The organism is Sphingobacterium sp. 18053 (genome assembly GCF_902706145.1).
GTDB classification, from domain to species: Bacteria; Bacteroidota; Bacteroidia; order Sphingobacteriales; family Sphingobacteriaceae; genus Sphingobacterium; species Sphingobacterium paramultivorum.
On sequence record NZ_CACSJW010000007.1, the window covers coordinates 288042 to 312107 of the forward strand.

Annotated in this window: 14 protein-coding genes; 6 read left to right on the plus strand and 8 right to left on the minus strand. The window is 40.3% G+C overall.

Annotated features, from left to right (window positions below):
- Positions 1 to 72 precede the first annotated feature (72 nt).
- The 5 genes from GVK91_RS18110 to GVK91_RS18130 all read right to left on the minus strand — a co-directional run bounded on the left by GVK91_RS18110 (position 73) and on the right by GVK91_RS18130 (position 10637).
- Complete coding sequence (locus GVK91_RS18110) at positions 73 to 3324, minus strand: TonB-dependent receptor (RefSeq protein WP_153847095.1); 3252 nt, start codon at positions 3322 to 3324, stop codon at positions 73 to 75.
- A gap of 207 nt (positions 3325 to 3531) precedes the next feature.
- The gene (locus tag GVK91_RS18115; RefSeq protein ID WP_159730634.1) at positions 3532 to 4497 is read right to left on the minus strand and encodes a DUF1735 domain-containing protein; all 966 of its coding nucleotides are present in this window, start codon (positions 4495 to 4497) and stop codon (positions 3532 to 3534) included.
- A gap of 30 nt (positions 4498 to 4527) precedes the next feature.
- Complete coding sequence (locus GVK91_RS18120; RefSeq protein WP_159730636.1) at positions 4528 to 6102, minus strand: SusD/RagB family nutrient-binding outer membrane lipoprotein; 1575 nt, start codon at positions 6100 to 6102, stop codon at positions 4528 to 4530.
- A 28-nt stretch (positions 6103 to 6130) separates the two neighbouring features.
- Positions 6131 to 9211, minus strand: coding sequence for a SusC/RagA family TonB-linked outer membrane protein (locus GVK91_RS18125; protein ID WP_153847098.1), 3081 nt, complete (start codon positions 9209 to 9211; stop codon positions 6131 to 6133).
- Positions 9212 to 9506: 295 nt separating this feature from the next.
- Positions 9507 to 10637, minus strand: a complete 1131-nt coding sequence (locus GVK91_RS18130; protein WP_159730638.1) for a TlpA disulfide reductase family protein — start codon at positions 10635 to 10637, stop codon at positions 9507 to 9509.
- 275 nt (positions 10638 to 10912) lie between these two features.
- Between GVK91_RS18130 and GVK91_RS18135 the strand changes: the two genes are divergently transcribed.
- Positions 10913 to 11263, plus strand: a complete 351-nt coding sequence (locus tag GVK91_RS18135) for a helix-turn-helix domain-containing protein (RefSeq protein ID WP_153847100.1) — start codon at positions 10913 to 10915, stop codon at positions 11261 to 11263.
- A 532-nt stretch (positions 11264 to 11795) separates the two neighbouring features.
- On the opposite strand, the gene GVK91_RS18140 is transcribed toward GVK91_RS18135, so the two are convergent.
- The 3 genes from GVK91_RS18140 to GVK91_RS18150 are packed head-to-tail and all read right to left on the minus strand — an operon-like array spanning position 11796 to position 17749.
- A complete protein-coding gene (locus GVK91_RS18140; RefSeq protein WP_159730640.1) occupies positions 11796 to 12485 on the minus strand; it encodes a hypothetical protein in 690 nt (229 codons plus the stop codon).
- Between the two features lie 16 nt (positions 12486 to 12501).
- The gene (locus GVK91_RS18145) at positions 12502 to 15999 is read right to left on the minus strand and encodes a DEAD/DEAH box helicase (RefSeq protein WP_159730642.1); all 3498 of its coding nucleotides are present in this window, start codon (positions 15997 to 15999) and stop codon (positions 12502 to 12504) included.
- A 10-nt stretch (positions 16000 to 16009) separates the two neighbouring features.
- The gene (locus GVK91_RS18150; RefSeq protein WP_153847104.1) at positions 16010 to 17749 is read right to left on the minus strand and encodes a hypothetical protein; all 1740 of its coding nucleotides are present in this window, start codon (positions 17747 to 17749) and stop codon (positions 16010 to 16012) included.
- A 799-nt stretch (positions 17750 to 18548) separates the two neighbouring features.
- Here GVK91_RS18150 and GVK91_RS18155 point away from each other — a divergent pair.
- The 5 genes from GVK91_RS18155 (at position 18549) to GVK91_RS18175 (ending at position 24052) form a co-directional block, all read left to right on the plus strand.
- On the plus strand, positions 18549 to 19394 hold the full coding sequence (locus GVK91_RS18155; RefSeq protein ID WP_159730644.1) for a S41 family peptidase: 846 nt from the start codon (positions 18549 to 18551) through the stop codon (positions 19392 to 19394).
- A 34-nt stretch (positions 19395 to 19428) separates the two neighbouring features.
- Positions 19429 to 20520: a DKNYY domain-containing protein gene (locus GVK91_RS18160; protein WP_153847464.1), complete on the plus strand. Its 1092-nt coding sequence runs from the start codon at positions 19429 to 19431 to the stop codon at positions 20518 to 20520.
- A gap of 369 nt (positions 20521 to 20889) precedes the next feature.
- Positions 20890 to 22353, plus strand: coding sequence for a hypothetical protein (locus GVK91_RS18165; protein ID WP_159730646.1), 1464 nt, complete (start codon positions 20890 to 20892; stop codon positions 22351 to 22353).
- A 127-nt stretch (positions 22354 to 22480) separates the two neighbouring features.
- Complete coding sequence (locus tag GVK91_RS18170; RefSeq protein ID WP_112373850.1) at positions 22481 to 23008, plus strand: RNA polymerase sigma-70 factor; 528 nt, start codon at positions 22481 to 22483, stop codon at positions 23006 to 23008.
- A 96-nt stretch (positions 23009 to 23104) separates the two neighbouring features.
- Positions 23105 to 24052 carry a FecR family protein gene (locus GVK91_RS18175; RefSeq protein WP_159730648.1) on the plus strand — a complete coding sequence of 316 codons (948 nt, stop codon included), beginning with the start codon at positions 23105 to 23107 and terminating at the stop codon, positions 24050 to 24052.
- Positions 24053 to 24066: the final 14 nt, after the last annotated feature.

Consider the following 24066-nt stretch of genomic DNA (forward strand, 5'->3'; position numbering starts at 1 on the left):
TTACAATACTGGAGCTATTAACACGGGGTTTTCCTTGATATTCCTATGCACAATAGCTCCTCGATCCTGCTATTAGAACGTTACTTTCACACCAAGGTTATATGATCTCACCAATGGATAAAGCCCATAATCCACACCTGGAGTCAGGTTGCCGCGTTGATTATAATCCGGTTCCGGATTGTAGCCTTTGTATTTAGAAATCGTAAATGGATTGTCCACTGTCGCGTAGACTCTTACCCCAGAAAGTGTTAGTTTTTCTGCTAGGCTTTTGGGAAGATTATAACCCAAAGCAATATTTGTCATACGCAAGAATGAACCGTCCTGCAGATAAAAATCGGAAAGACGTGTACTGTTACTTTGCGTACCGCCACGCGAGGCACGGTAGACTTTACCATTTCCCGGATTTTGAGCCGAACGGTAGCGTTGTGCGACATCCGCATACTGATTGCCGGAACCTTCCATATTGTAGAGGTAATAATCATAGCCATCCAGCACTTTATTCCCTTGGGAGCCATTAAATGATGCGCGTAGATCAAATGCCTTATAGCGTGCGTTGACGGCAAAGCCATAGGTAAAATTAGGATGCGGATTGCCGATCACACGTTTATCGGCGTCATTGACGATACCATTGCCATCTACATCTTCAAAATAAAGATCTCCAGGTTGTAGCGGAGTTGTTGAAGCCGCTGAAGGTGCGACAGTTTTATAGTTTTCCTCTGTTGCAACCCCCAGAACTTTAAAACCATAGAACATACCAATTGGACTTCCTTCTTGTGTAATATGCGTTAAGTAGGAGCGTTCAGCACCATTCGTCAAGATGGTAGAAGCCCCACCAAGATCGAGCACTTTATTTCTGTTGACATTGATATTTCCACTGAATCCTAATTCAAATTCATTTTTGCGAATCAGTGTTGCATCAATCTGTAGATCAAAACCTTTATTCTGCACCTTCGAATTTGGCAGATTGGTCAAGATCGTTGTTGATCCAGATACAGCGGAGAGTGGCTGGTTGAATAATAAATTGAAGGAACGGCTCAGGTAGAAGTTGGTCATAATGTTGAGGCGGCCTTTCAACAAACCGAGATCAAGACCGGCGTTGTATTGCGAAGTTGTTTCCCAGCTCAATTTTGGATCGAGTAGATTGCCTGCCGTATAAGAGGTCTCTACTTTATCCCCAAGGATCACACCCGCTGGTGAGTTGATCACGGATATCGCATTGTAATCACCAATATTATTATTTCCACTACGACCCCAGCTCGCTCTTAGTTTGACTGTCGATTGTTGCCCTAACCAATCCGTATAAAACTCCTCTTTGGAGAGGGTCCACCCGGCTGAAACCGATGGGAAAGTTCCCCATTTACTGTTCGGTCCAAAGCGCGACGAACCGTCTGTACGAATGGATGCCGAAAGGAAATATTTCGAATCAAAGCTGTAATTTACGCGGCTGAAATAAGACTGGAGCGTTGTTATACGTTTGAACGTATCGTCTTTTAGCAATTGGAAATTAGAAGGATCGGCTCCCTTATCTGTAATTTCCCCAATTGCATTATTATTAAAACCGTTGGCTCTCACACCTTGATAATCGTAATCTGTTCGTTGAGCCGAATAGCCCAATAAAGCGGATACCTGATGTTTACCACCAAAGGTCTTGTTATAGTTTAGCGTTGTTTCCAGCAATTTGTCCAATTCATTTTTTGTCTTGGCATCTGCATAGGCAGCAGAAATTGCCTGCGGTGAAAACGGTTTGTTGTTTCCATCGGATATACTTGTCGGACGGAAATAATCATACTTCTCGTCATAAGTAGACAGTCCACCGTTTACTTTTAGATTTAGGCCGTCAATAATGGAAAAATCAGCAAAGGCGTTGTATAGCCCCCTCTTTCCACGACGGTTGTTTTTAATCTCAGTAACATAAGCCAATGGGTTTTCAGGGTTCTGGATACCGTAATTATTCGCCGAAAGATCGGCCATCAGGTATTTGGCATAGGTTCCATCTTCATTATAAACCGGCAGTGTCGGCAGATAGATTAAAGCTGCCATAGACGGACTTCTGTCGTAACGGCCTGTCGTCACCTCGTTATTGTCGTTATATGTAAACGAAACATTTGCGCCGACGGTCAACCTCTTGCTTACTTTGCTATCGATATTGGCACGAAAATTAAAGACTTTTTGATCCGTCCCAAGCATGATCCCTTGTTGATTCTGATAAGATCCACTTAGGAAATAGCGATTTTTTTCGTTACCGCCATACGTAGAGAGATTATGACGTTGGAAAGGAGCATTACGGTATAAGGCATCCTGCCAATCCGTATCATATTTCGCTTTTTTTGCTGTACCGGACGCAAAGTCATAGTAGTCTTCAGGAATACTTACTGAACCGGCATTTCCGACATTGGCGATACGCGTTTTATTATCATCAAAGCGTCTACTATCACTCCAAGCAATCCCTTTCGTAGCCAGAAGGTCTTTATAGGAATTGTTACGACCATCAATCAAAAGATCAATAAACTGTTCCGAATTTAAAACATCGATTTTCTTGGAAAGTTGACCAAAGCCCCCCAATACTTCGTAGTCCACATTACTTTTACCTTCCTTGCCACGCTTGGTCGTAATCAATACAACACCACCAGCGCCACGAGATCCATAGATCGCTGCAGAAGCGGCATCCTTTAAAACATCGATAGACTCAATATCATTGGGGTTGATATTTAGATTGTTCCCTGCTGGATAACCATCAATAACGTACAATGGATCCGAACCAGCATTGATCGATCCCATTCCGCGAACACGCATTTTGGTCCCATCGTATGGAGCACCACTTGTTTGCATCACCTGTACGCCCGCTACTTTACCAACCAATGCCTGGGATAATTTTGGTGCGCTCAAATTAAGTTCCTCGGCCTTAACGCTAGCGATCGCGCCAGTGACGTCCGACTTTCTGATCCGCTGATATCCGATAGAGATGGTCACCTCTTCCAGTGTGTTTTCATCGGTCTGTAGAGAAAATATCTGCCCATTGGATTGGGTAACAGCTTGCACAAGTCTGCTATACCCAATAAAAGAAATACCCAGGTTATCACCCATTTCGGCTTCGATCTGAAAATTTCCTTTTTCGTCAGACTGAACAGATTTTTTACTTTTCAAATTTTGAACGGTTGCTCCTGCGACAGCATTTCCTTGGGCGTCAACGACACGGCCTTTAACGATCCCCTGTGCATACGTAAATTGTGACGTGGTTAGTGTGAGCGATTTGGCTTGAACAGCGGGTGAGCTCGCTGCAATGGCACATAACAACCAAAAGACATTGTTGGCTTTAAATTTCATAAGTAGCGCATTTGATTTATGGGTACAAGATTACAAATGCTATATGAAGGTAGGGTCAATAAAACATTAACAGTTTTTAACTAAACCGAGTTAGCAAGCTACGGAAGCTTAACAAAAAGGTAATACGAAAAAGGCGACTGTGTACTCAGCCGCCCTGCAAAATAGCTATAAATATATTAAAAAAGTGCTGCGGAAACCTCGTATCAACTAACGCGTTTTTTTGAACGTATAAATCTCCGTAAATTTCCCCCGCCGCCCGGAAGGCTGGACAAGATAATACGTCACATGTATGGTCTTAGTTGCTGGATCATAATAGTTATTTGCCGTATTGTCGATCTCGCCATACCGTCCACTACTATTGGTACCCTGTCCATAATAGTTTGCCACCCCTGTGACCTTATTCGTTGCATTGTCAAACGTGAATATCGGGCTCCAATTGCCGAAATATGAATTTGATCCCCCTGCGTTAAAGTAATAGGAATGCGGAGAACTACCGTTATTGAAGGTTGTATAATTAATTTCACTGGTATTACCTGTGAGCGTAACCAGATTTGCGGTCTGTGGATAGATTCCCGTGAATGCAGCATTAACATAGTCCTGATAGGTTCCTGTGACCTCATAAATACCATCGTATTTATTTTTTATCGACACCGCATAAACCCCTTCGGCATAATTTCCGCTGATCTTTCCTCCTGTCGCAGACTGGATCTGAACGCCAAGCGCATAGGATTTGGTAAAATCGATGGCAGTAAAACGTGGAGGATAAATTTTAATATTCAAGATAGCTTCTTTTGCCCCTTTGGGGATGATAACATCATAAGTGTCCACAGCATATAAACGAGTAGGCAATGCTTCATATTTAGATTGCCAGGCCAGGTTGTATTTTTCAACAGAGCCGTCGTTTATTTTCAAGGTTAGCTTCAGCTCTTCTGTGGCACCCTGTGCACCTGTCAACTGAACTTTTACAGGCAGCGTCACAACGTCCAGGGCTTCAAAAACAGTCGTCACAGCACGGGCAATTGCCGTACTGCTTGTCCGTGCTGGAAGTACAAGCTGCACGATACCTGAACTTCCACCATCTTCAAAGACACCTTTTTCTTTCACGCAGCCCCAGAGCGTCATACTCAAGGCGACAGCTGCCACGCCTAATAGTGATTTTTTATTTATTTTCATTGATTTTCAAGCTTTAGTTGATGATGTTGATCAATTGATATCCCAAAAGATTGGATCCGAAAATCCATTCGTCAATTTGGGAACGTTCGCATTTAAATTTATTTCAGTCTGTGGATAAAGATTGCGTATTGGAAGTTTATCTGTACGGGGCGAACCCGATTGGACTGATGCAAATGTTTCCGTGGCAACTTGCGAACCATTGACAATTTTTGGATATCCTGTACGGCGAAATTCGTTCCAGGCCTCATGACCATGGAAAAAATTCAAAGCAATATATTTCTGCGTGATGATAGCCTCCAACCGTTGTGCGGTTGTGGTAGCCAATGCGTAATTGACAAGATAATTTGTACTATTTTCTGTTTTATAATTCGCAGCATCGTTAGCAGGTACCTGTCCTGTTGCTAACGCGTTAGTCGCATTCTTTTCCAGATAAGTAAATGAAGCTAAAATGCCTTTTTCGAAGTTGGCTGATGCCGAGCCACTAAGCTCGTGCCCATATAGAGCTGCCTCGGCCAATAAGAAATATGTTTCCGAAGCAAGAAATATAGGTAAACCTGCGGTACGTCCTTTCAATACACCTAGGGCATCTGCACTTCCTGTTCCAACATACCAGACATAGTCATCAGAATTGGGATTATTAACTTCATCGCCGAGCTGACCGATGGATGTATTGGGGAAATTTCGGAACGTAAGCTTGCCCCGTTTTTCATCGGTTATTTTACGACCGTCATAGAAGGTAAACAGATATTTAGAAGGCACATAATAATTGGCTGCCGTCGAAATTGAACCAGCAGTTGAGCTATGAAAAGTTGCAAATAGGGGGTTCTGTGTTGCCGTGGCCTGATATCCGGGATCTACGAGTACATCATCGATCAGAAATCCATCCGTCGAGAATTTACTAAAAGCCGATTGGACAAAGCTGTCAATAGAAGTGCCTCTTGCCCGCACCAAAAGACGCAATTTAAGGTTGTTAGCAAACTTAATCCAGTTATCGAGATTACCAGCAAACACCGGATCGGTCTTTTTCGATAAACTCCGGTAATTTAGATCACCTTTATACTGCTTAATATCCGCGATAATTGCATCGAGCTCGGTAACCAAAGCTTGGTAAACGACTGCATCATCGTCAAACTTAGGAGCCAAGTTGTTATCTCCTTGGAGCGCTTCCGTGTAAGGAACATCTCCGTAGGCATCGACAAGCAACTGATAATTGAATACTTTAAAAATGCGCGCTATATCACCAAAAAATTTATACTCGGGACTTTTTTGTGCATAATTGATAATAAACTGATAATCGCGAAGATTGTTGAACACATTGTTCCACAATCCAACGTTGGTATTGGATGTAATGTTATAGGTATATGTATCTCCATAACCGCCAATTCCGCCACCTGGAAGCTGATATCCAACCAAAAATGCGCCATAAGAATGATAGCTAACAATATTGGAAGCTGTGCTCGCGATCGCCTGCGTCAACACCAGGTCGGGTGTTATGGTCGCTTCGGTTGCCGCATTGGGATTTTCATTGATATCCAATTGCGAGCAAGAAGATAGTGCAATGATTATCCCAAGAGACAATATATTTTTCAAATGTAATTTTTTCATTGAGAATAAGTGTATGATAGTTCACTAGTTAAAAAGTAAGTGACAGTGTAGCCCCAAAATAGCGTGTAGGTGGAGTCTGCCCTGTCGTCGAGACCCCTATGGCATTGTTATCATTGGCACTGTAATCGGGGTCGGTATACTCGTTGGATTTAGGGGTAAATAGCAAAAGATTACGTCCTTGGATGCTGACCGAAGCAGCTTTAACACCTTTTAGGCGAGAAAGGATACGCTGTGGTAAGCGGTAGGAAAGCGAGGCCTCGCGCCATTTCCAATAATTACCAGAAATCACATAATTGCTGTACACACCTCTATTGTATGTGCCCGAAGTCCAAAATCCAGCTCCACCGTCTGAAACTGTAATATGATCATTAGTTACATATTGACCACTGGTAGCATCTAAATAAGAGGAGTTTGGAAAGACAAACGCCTCCCGGTTGTAGTAGGCACTTCGAGCCGATGACCCGCCAAAATCAAGCGTGCTACCGAGGTCTATAGCGGCAAATTTGTACCCACCACGATATTCAAAAAGGGTGCTGAAAGAGAAATCCTTCCAGCGTAAAGAAAGGTCAAGGCCCAGACGGTGCCGTGGTGTGGTATTGCCAAGTATCTTACTTTCAGAAGCCACGGAAGGGTAACCTGTATTTGCATCGACGATGACACGGCCCTGTTCATCACGAGCATAATCTGAAACGATGATCTGATTCACCTCCAGGCCCTTCTGTCCATAGATCACACTACTTCCATTAATAGAAATACGATCTAGCCCGGGGTAAAGATCCTGTAAGATGTTTTTATTGTGCGTATAGTTTCCGCCAACTGTTAGTTGGAAATCCCTGCTACGAATAGGCGTGATATGCAAAGCGGTTTCGATCCCCTCGTTCGTTACTTTACCCGTATTGACATAAAATTGAGAATAGCCGGAGGAAATCGCTATCCCGGCAGGAATCGCCTGTCCTGTTGTTCCTGTATGATAGTACGTGATATTTGCATCAATGCGGTTATCCCACAATCTAAAATCGGTACCAAACTCAAACCCTGTAGTAATCTCTGGTTTTAAATTAGATGAAATAATGCGGCTTCCCTGAGAAAAGAATGTTCCGCTACTATATCCTGTAACTGAGGAGAAGGTAGGTACCAGCGAGTAAGGATCCACGTTGACATAGCCAGTGCGCGACAGACCACCTCTCAACTTCCAGTAATTGACAATCGAATTGTCTTTTAGTTGCTTAAAGGCATCCGTTGGAATGAAAGACAAGTCTACAGAAGGGTAGAAATAAGATCTATTTGCTTTGCTGAGGACTGATGTCCAATCGTTTCGGCCTGTAGCATGTAAGAAAAGGTAATCTTTGTATCCGACCAAGAGGTCACCCCATACCGCAAATGTACGTGCCAGGGTATTCGATTCGCTGGCGCCAGCTTCCCCGATTCGGTTGGACACATTGTAAAGCCCTGGGATTTCAAGACCCGATGCCGAAACAGCTACCGATTTATATCGTCGGCTAATAGCAGTACCGGTCAGATTAAAATTGAAAGAGAAGTCATTGACATCTTTTTTTATCCCTATCTGAAGATCATGGTTGATACGGGCACTGTTATATTCGGTGTCCGAAACACCACCCGCTAAATTGGTACGTCCAATAGTATTGACAGAATAGCTCGAATAAGTCTGTTTGGGTGAAACAGATTTTGTATCATACCATCGGTTGGAAATTGAGGGTCTATAGGTAAACTCTAACCAAGTTGTCGGACGATACTTTAATTCGATTTTGGCTGTCAGATAGCTGTTTTTTGTTTTCGACCGATAATTATCCGCTGTCCAATAAGGATTTAAGTACCAAGGATTGTACCAGCCATCAGGTGTCGCAAAGGGATTATTGACATAGTCTTTGTAGCTCAATAATGGAATATTGGCTGGAGTCTGTGTTAACTGCGTATAAATGGAGCTTGTCGCTGAGGTAATATCATAAAAGTTCTCGACATAACTCGCTGAATAATCCAGATTCAGATTGGGATAAAAAGCTCTTGTACCGTTTAAACGAAAAGAGATCCGGTTGTATTTATCGCCGGGAGTTGTTCCTCGACCGGTAAGATATTGACCGGCGATGTATTGCGAAGATTTATCATTTCCGGAGGAGATCGAAAGATCAGTTTGGTTATTGCGGCCGACATTCCAAAAATCAAAACGATCATTACGTGCTGAATAAGTACCATATTGCTGTTCCCCATTTTCCAGCGGATTACCGATCGCAACGGTAGACCCGTCGAAAGCAGGACCATACTGTTGGTTTTCTTCGGGGTTGTAGATCTGTGTACCCGAAGTGGATCCTGCACCAAACTTATCCTGTAACTTCGGAAAGAAACTGATTTCTTCCAACGTAAAGGTATTACTCAAGTTGATCGCGGTACGTCCCGCCTGTCCTTTTTTCGTTGTAATGATTAACACCCCATTGGATCCTTCAGCTCCATACGCAGCAGCACCTGAAGCTCCATTCAGAACCTGTACATTTTCTACATCTGCAGGATTAATATTGTTGAGCAGATCACTGCTCACAACAGCATTATCCAACACGATTAAAGCTGTATTGTCGCCCAATAAAGATCTGTTTCCTCTAAGCACCAACCGGTAATTAGGGTTCACACCACTGCTGATCTGATTAATCTGCAATCCCGGTACCTTCCCCTGAAGCCCCCCAGCAATAGTCGGTGATTTCCCTTGGGTGAGATTTTCGCCGGTGACCTGCGTTGTTGCATAGCCCTGCTCGCGGGGAGTCCTGAGAATCCCCCCTGCTGATACCACAACTTCATCCAATACAGATTCCTCTTTCAGTAACACAACATCCAACGATGATCGTCCTTTTAAATCAATGTGACGGACCTGATAGCCTATGAAGCTAAATATAAGTTTTTCGGAAGCAGCGACACGGATGCTATATTGACCATCTCTACCTGTTTGTGTGGCCTCCTTCGTATTCTCCACCCGGATAGAAACTCCAGCCAAAGGAGTACCATCCGGTGCAGATACAATTCCGCTGACTTTACGAGAAGACTGTGCCTGAACATGGATGACAAAGAGGATCCCCAACAAAAAATAGATTAATTTTTGTTTCATTGTAATTTTCGATTAATAAAAGTGTAGCATGTCACACAGGGACAAGGCAATGCCCTAGGGGCATTTGCTCAGCATCCCTTTTTGCGACAAAAAATATAACAACATGAGGTAAACCCCATATCGTCAATAAATAAAATAGAGGGAGTAGTTTAGACCTACATATATGGAATAGGCATGCACATTCGTGCTTGGGAAATATAGACTGAATCAACAACATGCACTGTCGTCGTAGCAATGGATTTTTTACGGGATAAAATCGATAACTGTCTTTTCATAAATTCTGTATGTTTACTGTTTAATCAACGATATATTTAGAAAGTTGGAGTTCCAAATCTTCACCACGAAGGTTTTTGGCAATTATTTTTCCATTGGGATCGATCAGAAAATTTTGAGGAATCGATCGGATATTATAAAGCTTAGCGACCTGGTTATCCCAAAAATTAAGATCCGAAACCTGATCCCACTCTAATTTATCATCTGCAATAGCCTTTAGCCAATTGTTCTTTTTGCCAGGTTGATCTAAAGATACGCCGAGCACGGTAAATTTTTTGTTTTTTAGGGCATGATAAGCTTTTACGACATTTGGATTTTCATGACGGCAGGGACCACACCAACTTGCCCAGAAATCCAACAACACATATTTACCTCGATAATCAGCAAGGGAAATATTTTTACCTTCTGGGTTAGCTTGCGTAAAAGCCGGAGCAATCTGTCCGATCGACGTCGCTTTGGTTTGATCAATCTGTAGTGCAAAAGCTTTTCCTTTTTCTGAATGACGTATTTCTGGACTGAGCTGTTTGAAATATCGATCCAGGTCCTCAGCTTCGGGAGCATAGCCTACGACCTCTGCAATACGGTCTAGGCTGACGAAAGAATTGGGATTCTCTGAAATAAAGGTTTCCAGGATTTTTTTATTCTCAAGCTGATAGTTTTCGCTGAGCTGTTCGATTTCCTTTTTGAATTCGGGGGAGTTTCGTTGCTCTTGGCTTGCCGAAAAATATTTTGTATTCAGCGCATCACGCAAAGGGGCATTTTTTTCAAGCCGCGTCTTTAATTGGCTAAGCTCCGTATTTGTCTTTCCTCCTTGAACCGATGGATTTTTCAATGAATCGGTAGACTGAACCTTGATCGCTGTGTTTTCAAGATAGAACGTCAGACTTTTTGAACGTTGCGCTAAGGCCAGTGTTTTACCTATCGTAAGGCTAGCTATTGTCGGATCGGCAATCGTATAATTGAATTGAAATGTTCCGTTTGAACCGATGATAACCGAATCGGCTATGCGTTGTGTACCATTCCGATAGCTCAGAAAAGCTTTGTCCTGCGTTGTATAGCCAGTCACTTGACCGTTTAGCAGGGCAGTTTTATGCTGCGCCATAATCGCTGTAGAGAAAGTGAGCGATGCAATCAATGTAAATACTTTAGTCATATGTTTATTTTTTTTTAAAAACTACCAAATAAGTAGACTATTCAAAAATAAGTGGTTTGACTATTCATTTCCAACAGTTAGGTAGAAAATATTCCTATATTAAATGGTGCTATGAACATTTAATACGCCTTAGCGGGAAAGATTTTTCGAGGAGGTAACAGTAGTTTTGAAATAAATAAAAATAAAGACTACCATATAAGTAGATTATATTTTCAAATTACTTATCTTTGGCTATACCAAACCCTGTGTTCACATTAATTTGAATTGTACTAACCATGAGCAATGTTACATCACAAGAAATTATCAAAGCCGTTAAAGAGCGTAGGAAATATCTCAAGATATCACAACGGGCAATGGCTGAACAGCTATATATTTCCTTAAAAGCCTATCAGAACCTTGAGATTGGAACGACAAAGATAGACATTGAACGGCTACAGCAAATTGCGGATATATTACAAACGGATATGAATAGTTTGATCAATCCTCCGACAGCTCAGATAAAGGGAGAAAAATTACCCTTAGCAAATGAAAAGCAGCTTTTACGGGACAAAGAAAGTTATATTTCTTATTTGGAGGAAAGTTTACAGTTTTACAGAAATCTTATTAAGGAGAATAATCTGATGTAGCTAAAGAGCTTCAAATTAGAAAAGGTATGCTTGACATTCTTTATGAAATTCATAGACCACCTAGCGCTTTCGTATGGTGACGCTATAAATCTGGAAGATCATCAAAGCCAGGGTTGCAGCAAAAAGAATATTGCCGATCAATTTTAGAGGATCAAATTCATGGTATCCGACCTGCTCATTAAGATCTGGGCTATAGCCGCTTCCTTCCCTATAAAATGTCCAGGGAAATCCTATCGTCAAGTTGCCGTCAACATCAAGTTGATTATGATAGAAACAAGCTGTCAAAATAGCAAAAACACCAATAGTACCAATAAAAACTTTTACATAATACTGGTACTAATGATGTTTTTCGTTGTTCAGGTTTTGCATGCATGATTAAATATAGCAATTCATTTTGATTGCATGTTATAATCACTATCGTTGCCCTATTAATGACTAGTTAGGTTTAAACATTTTGATCGTCGTATTTTACAAGATTGATCAAACTTAACATAGCATTATGCTGTATGTGTTGTTTTATCTCTCACCATCATTAATTGAATTTCTCATGTCCCATCTTTCTATCAACCGGATAAAAAGAATACCTTCCTTCCACATTTCTGACGACCAACCTATTTTGCTGAATGAGTCCATACAGCACATTTTTCAAATGCCTTGGATAAATCTGGAGATGAACCTGCCCCGTTTCCTTAACTTTCCGAAACAGTTGCCAAGGAGCTGCGCCATGCACAAAGAATTCCAGATCCAATAGCCCTTCAATCTTTTGGCGCACATGTAACATCGCATCCGATTCAAGCTGGATATCCTTTTCAGCTTTCCATTCCTCAAATTGCAATGCAATTGAAGACTTTTTTTGAGAGACAAACTGCCAAGGAATTTCAATAGAATAATGCCATCTGACCTCGTCCTCTTCAATATGAAGACGGACGAGACGTTCTTCGGTAACTTCATATCTTTCGCGATGGAATTCCATCGGTTCAATGCATGAGCTCATGTATATTCGATCCAGCAAGATCGATTCCTGGGTCAAAAAACTTCGTACCTGATACATTTTTTCAAAGTCTAAATATGCATGATCAGGTCTACCAACCAAGAACGACAGTTCTTCAGGCCTCCAGCCCTTTTCTATCCTCCGTTTTAGATAGGTGTACCATAGTTGAAAATCGTGCGAATACATCATTCCTCCAAAAGATACCTTTAGTCTAGATACTTTTTTCATCATTATAGTGTACAATTGGTTATTCAAATAATTTAAGCAGCTCATCTTTACTGATCGATTTCATTAGATTGGCCTCATCTAAAATCAGTCCTTCGGATATTCGTTTTTTACTTTCTTGAAGGGATAAGATGTGCTCCTCAACGGAATCCCGACAAACAATCTTATAAGCCATCACATGCTTTTCTTGCCCTATTCGATAACAACGATCTATCGCCTGTGCTTCGGCAGCAGGATTCCACCAGGGGTCCAAAATATAGACATAGTCGGCAGCCGTTAGATTTAATCCTGTTCCTCCCGCTTTAAGGCTGATGAGAAACACACGGCATTCGTCCTCGTTCTGAAATCTTTCGACCGCATTTTGCCGCTGATCTTGATTCATCTTACCATCAAGGTAGGCATAAGCTATTCCCTTATTTTCGATTCGTTGAGCCACCAGCTTAAGCATGGAAGTATACGCCGAAAAGAGAAGAATCTTATGATTTGGAGCTACTTCATCCATGATATCATCAATAAAATCCAATTTAATAGATTCATGACCGAAGCCGCCATCTTTCATCAGAATGGGCGAGTTGCAAAGCTGCCGTAGTTTTTGCAGCGCCTCGATCGCCCAAAATTTGGATTTCGTGGAATCAGCGTTATTCAGATTATTTTCAATCTCTCCCTTGAATATTTTTCTGACCTTATCGTATATTTTCCTTTGCTCCGGAAGCATATCCATATACAGAATTGTTTCGGTCTTTTCAGGAAGGTCCAAAGCAACCTGTTTTTTTGTACGCCGAAGAATAAAAGGTTGGATCATCTTTTGGAGGCCAAGGACGGTTGCTTGCGCTGTATTTTCATCTTTGATCCCCCGATAGGTGTTATTAAAATTGCCATAAGTTCCAAAAAAACCCGGGTTGACCATACTCATTTGTGCATAGATATCCTCCACGCCATTTTCAATAGGTGTTCCTGTCATCGCTATGCGATAGCAGGATTTTAGCTCAGTAAGCGATTTAAATCTTTTTGAATTACGATTTTTCACCGCCTGCGACTCATCTAAAATCATGTAACTAAAGGACTGGGATTTAAGAAAATCAAGCTCCATCATAACTGTTCCATAGGTTGTAATCAAGATGGATTCGTTCTCTATTTCTGTGACTTCCCTCCTTTTTTGTCCATGATAAATAGCTGTCCGACGATTTGGGGAAAATTTCTTAAATTCTGCCAGCCAATTGAATAGCAGGGAATTGGGTACAATAATAATTGAGGGGGCTGCCTTTGGATTATTTTGATAGAAATATTCCAAAAGCGTTATTGCCTGTAAGGTTTTCCCTAATCCCATATCATCAGCCAAGATACCGCCCCATTGAAAATCGCTTAAGAATACCATCCAGCTAAACCCTGCCTGTTGGTAAGGGCGCAACTCTGCCTGGATCTCTTTCGGAACATCCAACAAGGCTATTTCATCCGTATTCAACAGTTTCTTTCGACGTTCCGCTAGGCTATTTTGAATAATACGGGGATCAATTCGATCCAGCAGTGTTTGGAAAGATAGCAATTGGGCTGAAGTGAGTTTAAGACAGTCGGTTTCAACAACCGCATAATTAAACAGCACATCAAATAATGCTTTATCTGAGGCTTTGATATATCCGAAAGATTTGTCCGCCAATTGAATGCTACTGTAGTCGTTTACGATCTTTTCTTCAAACTCTCCCGGTAAATAGATCATAGTTCCAAATTTGAAAATCATGTAAATGGAAAATACATTATTGTCCTGACGAATATCCAATACTTCCCATTTCAGTTGGTGCGGCAGCAAATAAGCTCCCTTTGAAATATTGTTCAGTATAGTTTTGTACCCCTTGCTCTTACATTTTTTTATAAATTCATACAGTCTATTTCTGTTGCTATACCCCTGCCATTCCAAGCGCTTAACCATCCTATTGCTGCAACTTTTCAAATTTGGCAACTGTGCTTCAATAAAGGTATTAAACTCATTCTCGCCAACAAGATCTCGCTCAGTATATAGGCAGGTTCCATTTTCCGATTTTAAAATCAAGTTTCCTCCATATGGAATTACATATTCTTCCTTTTCACTCAGCATAGCTTTCAATTCGAAATTTAAATGATCATCGTCGTCTTTCTCCACCACAACCTTAAATTGCGGCACATGATGAGCGGTATTAGAAATAAAAACTGTATCCTTGTTTAAAGGTTCAAGGTCTATATGAAGGGATGTTGACAATGGAATCAACATACGCGTAAAGAAGTCTTCATAGTCCCTCTTTAACACCGTTATTTTAGTGGAAATACTGTGAAAGAAACGTAATAGAAACTCCTTTTGTAGATTATCAACAAAAAGACACTCATCTTCATTTAGATTGATAAAGAAGAAATTGGACCGACATTCGGATGTATAGTCTTTCAACTCCTCTCCTTTGTAGACAAGAATTAACGATAGAAGCAGGTGATCGCTATATTCTTTCAAATGAAATTTCAGGCTAAGATCATCGCCCGCCAAAATCACATTCCGATAAGTTGTACGATATTTGGATGGATATTTAAAGTTTTCAATTGTGGTTTTAAAATTATTCCTATCGACAAAGGCAACACGTAATCTTTGATCCGATTTTCCTTCCAAAAGTTTACGCCAAGCACTGACGATAAAATCCTTCTCCACATGATCAAAGTCATTTCGCAGGTTATCTTGTTCCCTATCCCTTATTTGTCTTTGTGGACTTTTGGAAAAGGCTAAAATCTTACGACATAAATCGATTTTTAAGACATCACTATCAGCAAAATTCGCCAACTCATTACCAAATTCTCCTAAATAATTTATCTTACTGTCTATTTCAAAAGGTATTAAAAAGGGCAGTCCGTCCACCTGACGCTCACTAGGAATAACATACATAAAATCCGGGAAAGGCGCCCCATGCTGTCCCAGCCATCGATTTTCAGATGCTGCATCTAGCAATTCCGATTCAAGCTCCTGGTGGTCGAAATAATTATATACCTGACCAAATTGCTTATGGTTTTCAATACAAACCTTATCATTGCGGTAATATAGTCTAGAAATACCCAATTGAAAGAACTTATGCTGACTTTCGGGCAGGATGGCAATGTCTTTTGCATATAAATCATGTAAGAATTTATTACTGAGTAAAAACTTACGATAAAGCCCAATAATTACATAATCACACAGACTATCATGATGCTTTTTACAATCACACTTAACCTTCAATCCGATTTCTTTGATCTCGAGATCAATTTTGAGATATTTGTTTTTATAATTTCCGTCTCTTCTTAGAGAAAGTGACCATTTAAACTTGTTGACTTTGATTATCCTAACGCTGTAACTATAAAGACGGAAATCTTCCAGTGGTATTTCTCCTTTATAGAGCTTAAGAAAGTAGTCTGATGAAATATAAAGATCCTCCCGGTTTTCCCAGGGAATAATAAAGCTATTCTTCTCTTTGTCAGGTATAATCGGAGCAACATCTGTTGCTAGCCCCAGATTTTCAACATTATTTCCCATAGATCCTTCTTTAGTGCTTATTGAAATTAACCTCCGATTTCAGCTCCATATACCGTATGCTCTGACCACAGAGATCGACAAAGAAATCTGTAATTTCTCTCGCTTTTGACCTAAAGTAGTCCATATCAAGCTGAGCTAATTGTGAAGGAAGCTCATAGACCCGCCCTTTCATCTGTTTTAATAACTCTGCATTCAATATTTCTTCTATATCAGCTCTGGTTGTAAAAAACTCTTTCACTTTTTTATCACAGATACAGGTCCAGTCTACCAGATCGGCTATAGTCACATTCATTGGGGCATAACCGATCCGGAGGTAGAGATAACTGTATAGTCCAATTGAAGTCAATTGATTTAAAAATAATACAGCCAATTGTGGACTAGCAAGTCCTTCAAAAGCAAATACACCTAGCAGATCCTGCATGAGTTTTGAATTGCGTGTCCATGAAATGGATGTCTTAAACAATGTATCATGCCAATTGACAGGAGAAACGGAATATGTTGGCTTATAACTCGGACGACGGTAAACAACAACAGATTCATTCCAGATGGTATGGGAGAAACGGCTGCCCAGATCCAGTTTTGTTGCCAGGAAATCTGTACTCATAAAAGCTACAACTGCAGTAACTCGACCATAAACGATTTTTCGAAAATGACAGTGACCTATTTTCTTTTTTATTACTGCAAGGTAGATTTCTGCCTTTTCATTTTCCACCGCAGGAAAATGAAAAAGTCCTTTTCCATGTGCATCGCTTACGTAATAATTGAGCAGCATCATTTGTTCGGGATTATTCTCCTGACGAATCTGAGCCAGCACATGAAGTATATCTGCCTTATACCGCTCCGGCCAAGGAAATGCATGAAACTGCGAGGTCGTGGCATTCGATAATGTAGTCTCCTTCGCCGCCAGATTACCTACTGCAACTTCGACGTTTTTATTTGCGACTTTTTGTTCCGCTATTGCCAACAATTTTTCATAGCCCATTTTAAGGCCTTCCATAAAACTCAAGTACAGCTGTTCAATTGTATGAAGAACAAACTTGCAATGCTCATAAAGCCAGGAGGCATCAAAGGCGGAGATTTCGAGGTCCTTGTTTTGTTTCACCGCATCAAAGGCACTGTCCAATAATCTAAAACGTTTCTTTTCTTCCTCATCCTTTCCGACAAGGGACTCCCTTAACATGGAAAAATGCTCATTGAGGCTTTTAATTCTGTTATTAACATGATGTACATTATTGGCTTTTCCGTCAATCATTAGCTGTAAAAAACGCAAGTGGTTTTCCATACTTTGATGTAACATAAATACAGCCCTTTGATAGTTGCCCTGTTGACCAAATGTTTCAGCCCCCTGTAAGAAGCCCGCTGAAATAGGTAAGAGCTTCTGGTAATATTCATCAGCTATTTCTAGAACACTTTTTAGCTCTTTCGCTTGAAGGGGTGGGCTCTTTTTGCTACCAGCCTGATGAACGGTATTTTTAGGTAGGGAGGCATAGGAATAATACAGACTCCCCACTTTGACTTTACTGAGCATTTCAGCAATTGGCACCAGCTCAAAGGAAATATTCTTCTGGTCCATTAAACATAATTCCACAATAGGCTTTAAGACCTTCGGTGAAAGCCCGCTCACATGCTTGAGCGCCAGAAGCAAATGATAATACTCCTGACCGAGAAACTGATATTTAAAAAGATAGGCACGATCGAGATCCATACGCTGAGAAAGCCGATCGATAATTAATTGGCTATTAATTTCCATACTAAATGATTTAAGATTAAAAATTTGGCACAATAAATTACCCCAACAGATCAGACTGTTACAGATCATTATTGCAAATAATCAATACTTTATTGTAAAAAAAACAGTATTACAACCAAGGAGACTAAAGAGGGGTTAACACATTACTACATATAGACGTTCGCCCCTTGGCTTTTCAGGAAATACCAGCATTTAAATCAACATGTATTCAAATCATTCATTTAGCGAAAAAGTGTTTCCCGTCGCTGGCAATATAGACAGATAAAACACTTTGTTTTCCCATTAAAAGAAAAACAAAATAGAATACATTAATATAGTTTATATATACAAATATATAAATAAACAAAACCAAATCAAAATATTATTTATCATTAAAGTTTTAAATAAAGGATATCGGCCTGTACATAAACACACGACCATTTATTTCCGGCTTTTACAAATTATAAATATATGCTGCGAATTGTAAACAACTCACGAATCAATTATATATTTCTACTATTTTTAGGCTATTCAATTATTAAGCTATAGAGAATACGCTATTTCTTAAATTGCATTAATTTTAACAACCATATCCATGACCAATACCAAATTATTCCTCATCTTTTGTCTTGTTTTCTTTGTTCGACCAATATATGGTCAAACCACCTGCAACTGCTCACAGTCACTTAAGCAATTAATTATAAAAATAGAGAGCGAGTACCCTGGTTTTCCAGAAAAAACCAAGCAGAATAAGGACCTGTATCAAGCTAAAAAAAATATATTAACGAAGAAAAGCTTGCTGGTTTCAAATGGGACCTGTATGCAACTTTTGCAGGAATATCTTGACTTCTTCCACGATGAACACATTGTCTTAGATGATCTTTCCAAAAAGAAAAATGCTCCACAGACAAGTACCGAAACCCCAAAGGCAGAACCAGAAGAGGAAATAAGTTCAAAATCGATCAGTCCCGATATATTTTATATTAAGATCTCAAGCTTCGGGTATGAAAACATAGCCCCTTTCAAAGAGCTGATCGAAAAAAACAAAGAAAAGATCGAAAGCAGTAAAGGACTTATTATAGATGTACGAAACAACGGTGGTGGAACGGACGATGTATACCAGCCGCTGTTGCCTTACATCTTAACTAATCCCATCCGGATTATGAGTGTTGAGTTTTTTGCGACACAAACCTTAGTCAATGGTTTGCGTGATTATGCCATCAAGAATATCAAGCAGGATTCTCTGAATGAAGTAAAGAGAATTGACGAAGATCTGCGGGAATACAGGGAGAATATCGGAAAATTTGTACTGTATGGTGACAAGAAGGTGATCATAGATACGATTGTCCTTAATAAAAAGAGTCCGCAACAGGTCATTATCCTAGCCAATAGAAATGTAGCCAGTTCAGCGGAGAATTTTTTATTCAGTTCCCGCCAGAGCAAAAAAGTAAAAATCATGGGAACCCCGAGTATGGGCGCCCTTGATTATGGCTCTATACGTGAGTTCAAATTTGGTTGCGACAACTACCAGCTCCTTTTGCCGACCTACCGATCTACTCGACTACCACAATATCCAATTGACAATATAGGTATACAGCCAGACATCTATCTGGATGAATCTATTACAGACTGGATCGATTTTGCGGTGCGTTACATCAATGAATAATCAATAATTGCGATAAAGTATAACGTTGGCGAGTATGAAAAATATCTTAAAAATGGGAATAATAAGTGCTTTGATAGGTCTGCTCTTTTCCTGCAAAGAGCAAGTGAGTCCTTTGTCTGAAGATTACTACAAAAAGAGCGGTGCGATTTATTTTATACCGGGCGGAAACGGCTTTGAACGAGGTTCGAGAAAGATGGTTGCCGATCTGGCAAGTTTTGCTGTGATCAAAGAGGTCTATGCCCGCGATAAAGATCACGTCTATTTTATGGGATGCCCGCAAGAGCTGGTCGATGTAAAGACCTTTCAACTGAAAAACAACATTCCAATCGATCAGGAGCATGTATTCAAGTTTGAAGGTTTTGCTTCGGCTACTTCAACGTGCAATCAAAACCAGCTTACAATTATCGAAGGTGCCGATCCTGCAACGTATACAACGTTATATCATCACCTTCCAGCACTAGCTAAAGATAAAGCACATTACTTTTATAGGTATCAACCGCTGAACGTCGACTATGCTTCATTCAACGTAGTTAACAGTAATTTTGTAAAAGATAAAAATCAGCTTTTCGTAGTAACAGACAAGGCGATTCTTCCGCTCCACTATAAAACAGAGAACGTTAAGGCTCTCAATATAGCCTATCTACTACTGAATGACCGAATACTGCTCTACTACGAGCCTTATCAAAACATCGGCATACTGGAGATCGAACTTCCCTCGTCAAACAACATAAAATTCCTTAATGATAAGACAGTAATCATTGACCAATTGGTGATTATCTTGGGTAAGAAATTTGAATATGCAGCGGTGGATGCCGAAAGTTTCGAGCTATTGGAAGGGGCAAATGGAAAAGTCCTTTGGTCGCGCGACAAAAATCATGTCTATTACGAGCAACAATTATTTGCCGAAGCAGATCCGAAAACCTTCGAGGTTCTCAAGTTCGCTGTAGCAAAAGACGCGAACCACATTTTCATTGGAAATAAAATATTCAATGGCCCTGATGTAAAAAGCTTCAGAAAGGTTGATAAGTCGCGAGTAAACCATGATTTCGAAGATGACCTGGGCAACAAATACTGGTACCAAACCAACAAAGGGGAGGTTATTTTGGTTCCGGTTACTAAAAAGTGATCACACTAATCGGCTCAACAATAAGCAAAATTTGAGCCGATTAACCAATTTAATCGGCTCGACCCCAAAATTAGCGCTACTCCTTCCCGATATCATCTGTCCAATCAACGGTTAATATTACACGCCAACAGGCTATAACTTACAATATACCGCATTCCATTTCACTTTCATTACACTAAATCTCCCTTGATTGCCGTCAAGATAATCACTGAAATCGGCTATTTTTCTAAAGCTTGTTTTCCACTACTTTAGCTTCGAAACCAACGCGTTTCAGAGCGTGTACGATTCGCATTCGGCCTCGATCAACGAGAGCAATTGCAATAACATGCGAGCTGCAAACAAGTAGGTCCAATTTATAGAAAAAAAAGGATGATCAAATCATTATTGCTAAGTATAACAGCTATGCTATGTATCACAGCATGTGCACAGGAATCCGCCATAATCACAAAAAATGACCGGGTTAAATGGATTCCCTATCAAACCAAAAATAAGCAGTTTGTCTATGTCGACAGCGCATTCCATAAGAAGCTATCCCAAGAGTTCCATTGGGCTCAGCCTTTCACGTCCACAGGATATGCACTGGTAGCCAATGAAAAGGATCAAACGGGGATCATTAACAGCAAAGGTGAATTTATCGAACATTATTCCGACGCAGATTTACAGCTCTTAGACCTCGAACAGGTGACTCTCGTAATGAAACGCCAGGAATATGAAAAGAAATTGCCCTTCTGGAAATGGGACTGGAATATCCTAAGCAGTTATATCAAGAAAACAGCTACTTATGTCAAGCTCGAAATACGGGTATTGGAAAGTAATCAGGTCCTGCTGAAAAAAGATATTCCTTACGATGAGAACGAGTATAACCTTGCAACTTACCCCTTAGGCGACAAGCACCTGATCCTCAACGGGAACCTGTATCTGCTAAAAGATCAAAAACTTAAGAAAATAGAAGAACACATTGAAATGCCCTTGGAAAACGGACGTTATATTCCAGCATCAGCAAACAGTTTTGCCATCCTTGATATCCAAAGCAAAAAACCGGTTTTATCCGCTTTGACAGGCATAGACAAAATAGACCTTCTTTGGAAAAATGAGGCCATACAGCTCGATTCCATCAATCAGGAGCGCTACAGCCCAGCAATCCCCAAACTACTAAAGGACAATAATACAGGCAGCATATATGCCTTTCCACAATACGACAAAGCTTTTCCAAAACAAATTAGACAAGCCAATGCTACACAGATTGCCTTTCTAAAAGAAATATCCTTAGTTTATTCGGTGACTAATTCGCCCTATTTTATTCTAGGCAGATTTAACTACGATCATGCCATCTGGGCTTATGATTGGCTATATATAGATAAAGATGGCAACTTATTGGACACCATCAAAGCCCCGAATTTCTATATCCTGGATCAGGTGGGTAATTTGGTCTGGCCAGACAAACACATGTTACTCACCTCAAATGCCATGAAGAAGAAATGGAAGACCGGAAAAATAAAATACATCGATTCATCAGAAGATCTTTATTTAATTGATGTAAAACGAGGTGATCTGGAACCTACAAAAGGCCTATGGAATTCAAGTGCAAAGACTTGGGATATAAATCCCGATTTCGAACATATTGAAACCTTAGATGGTAAACGACAAATCTTCGCATTACAGGAACATAAAGATGGTCGCTATACTTTATACAACAATAAGACAAAACAACGAATCGGCAACAAAAGCTACATGACCATCAATCCAAACGGTTGGGTACAGCATAAAAATGAACACAATCAGAATGAGAGCTATTTTATAGACATCGCTACAGGCGAGGAATATAAAGAATAAAAATATACCGCTCAATTTCAGCAGAAATCCCCAAGATTAATTTATAACAGACAAAATATACTCTTTAAGATTTATTAACTTTAAAGGAATACTGAGTTATTAGCTTTGTCCAATTAAAACTGATCTTGTGAGCGAATTATTGATAGCATCATTAAAGCAAGGTGACCACTTTGCCATGGAACAGATTTTTAATCTGTATTGGGAAGCCATATTTGATGCAGCTTTTAAGAAAATAGGTGACGAAAATGTGGCTCAGGACATTACCCAGGAAATCTTCATTTCGCTGTGGGAAAACCGTGAGCAGGTCATCATATCCGGTGGCCTTGCAGCCTATCTACATGGGGCTGTAAAATTCAAAGTAATCAACCATTTTCGGAATACGACAGTTAAAGATGGACACAAAGCCGAACTAGCGACTTTAATGAACCAACAATATGCTGATTCAGCGGACGACCTGCTGATCCTAAAAGATGCGCAGCAAAAAGTTGAAGAAGCTTTAATGCAGCTTCCCGAACGTATGCGGCTGGTCGTCACAATGAGCCGCAAGCAAGAAAAATCAATCAAGGAAATTGCGAGCGAGCTGAATGTATCGGTACAAACCGTCAAGAATCAAATTACCTCGGCCATGAAACTGCTCAAAAAAAGCCTCTCTTAGGCAGTTCCTACATTTTTTTGAGTGTTAACAATAAATTAATATACTCCTAATATTTTCGACTAGTACCAATTCCCATTTGAAGTGACATGTATTCAAATGATGGAAGAAAAAGCAAAGCAGCTACTGCAAAAATATTTAAATGGAGAGGCCAGCGCCGCCGAGATTAAACAAGTCGAAGATTGGTACGCCCAACTGGATAACGCATCAAAAAAAATTCCGCAGGAACGCAAAGCAGCACTGCGCGAACAATTATTGGCCAATATCCAGTCCGGTATTTCAGAAAAGGAAAGTAAACGAGCTCCCCTGCCGTATTCACCTGTATTCAAAATAGCGGCCGCTATTTTAATGATTGCTTCCATAGGACTTCTTTATTGGAAAGTAAATAATCAACCTATCGCACCATCTTCGCAGATCGTCACGACAACCCTTGCAGGTGAACATAAAAAGATTGTATTGGCAGATGGTTCGGAAATTATCATGGAACCATCTTCAAAAATCAGCTATCCAAGTAAGTTCAAGGGAAATATCCGTGAAATAGCACTTACCGAGGGGGAAGCTTTCTTTGATATTGCCCACGACGAACAACACCCATTTCAGGTACAGCTTGCATCCAAGCTAGCGGTTAAAGTATTGGGTACCTCCTTTCGGATAAGAGCTTATCAGGCTTCCGACCAAGTCGAAGTCACCGTTGCTACCGGTAAGGTGGCGGTACAGCAACAAGATAAAATCTTGGGTATATTAACCAAAAACCAAAGTCTACGTTACAGCAAAGAAACCGCACAATCTTCACGTAGCGTAGTAGAAAAAAATACAGCTGTCGCCATAGCGTTTGATGGAACAAATCTACAAGAGGTCGCAAAAAAACTGGAATATATCTACAACATTGAAATTATCTTAAAGGATACATCGCTTACGTCTCTAAAAACAACAGCCACATTCAATAGCACACAAAATCCGGCCGAAATACTGGATATCATCTGCAGCCTGCATCACCTAAAGTACAGTACGATTGAAAAGGATAAAGTATTTAAAATCCACAAATAATGTCTAAAAATTTA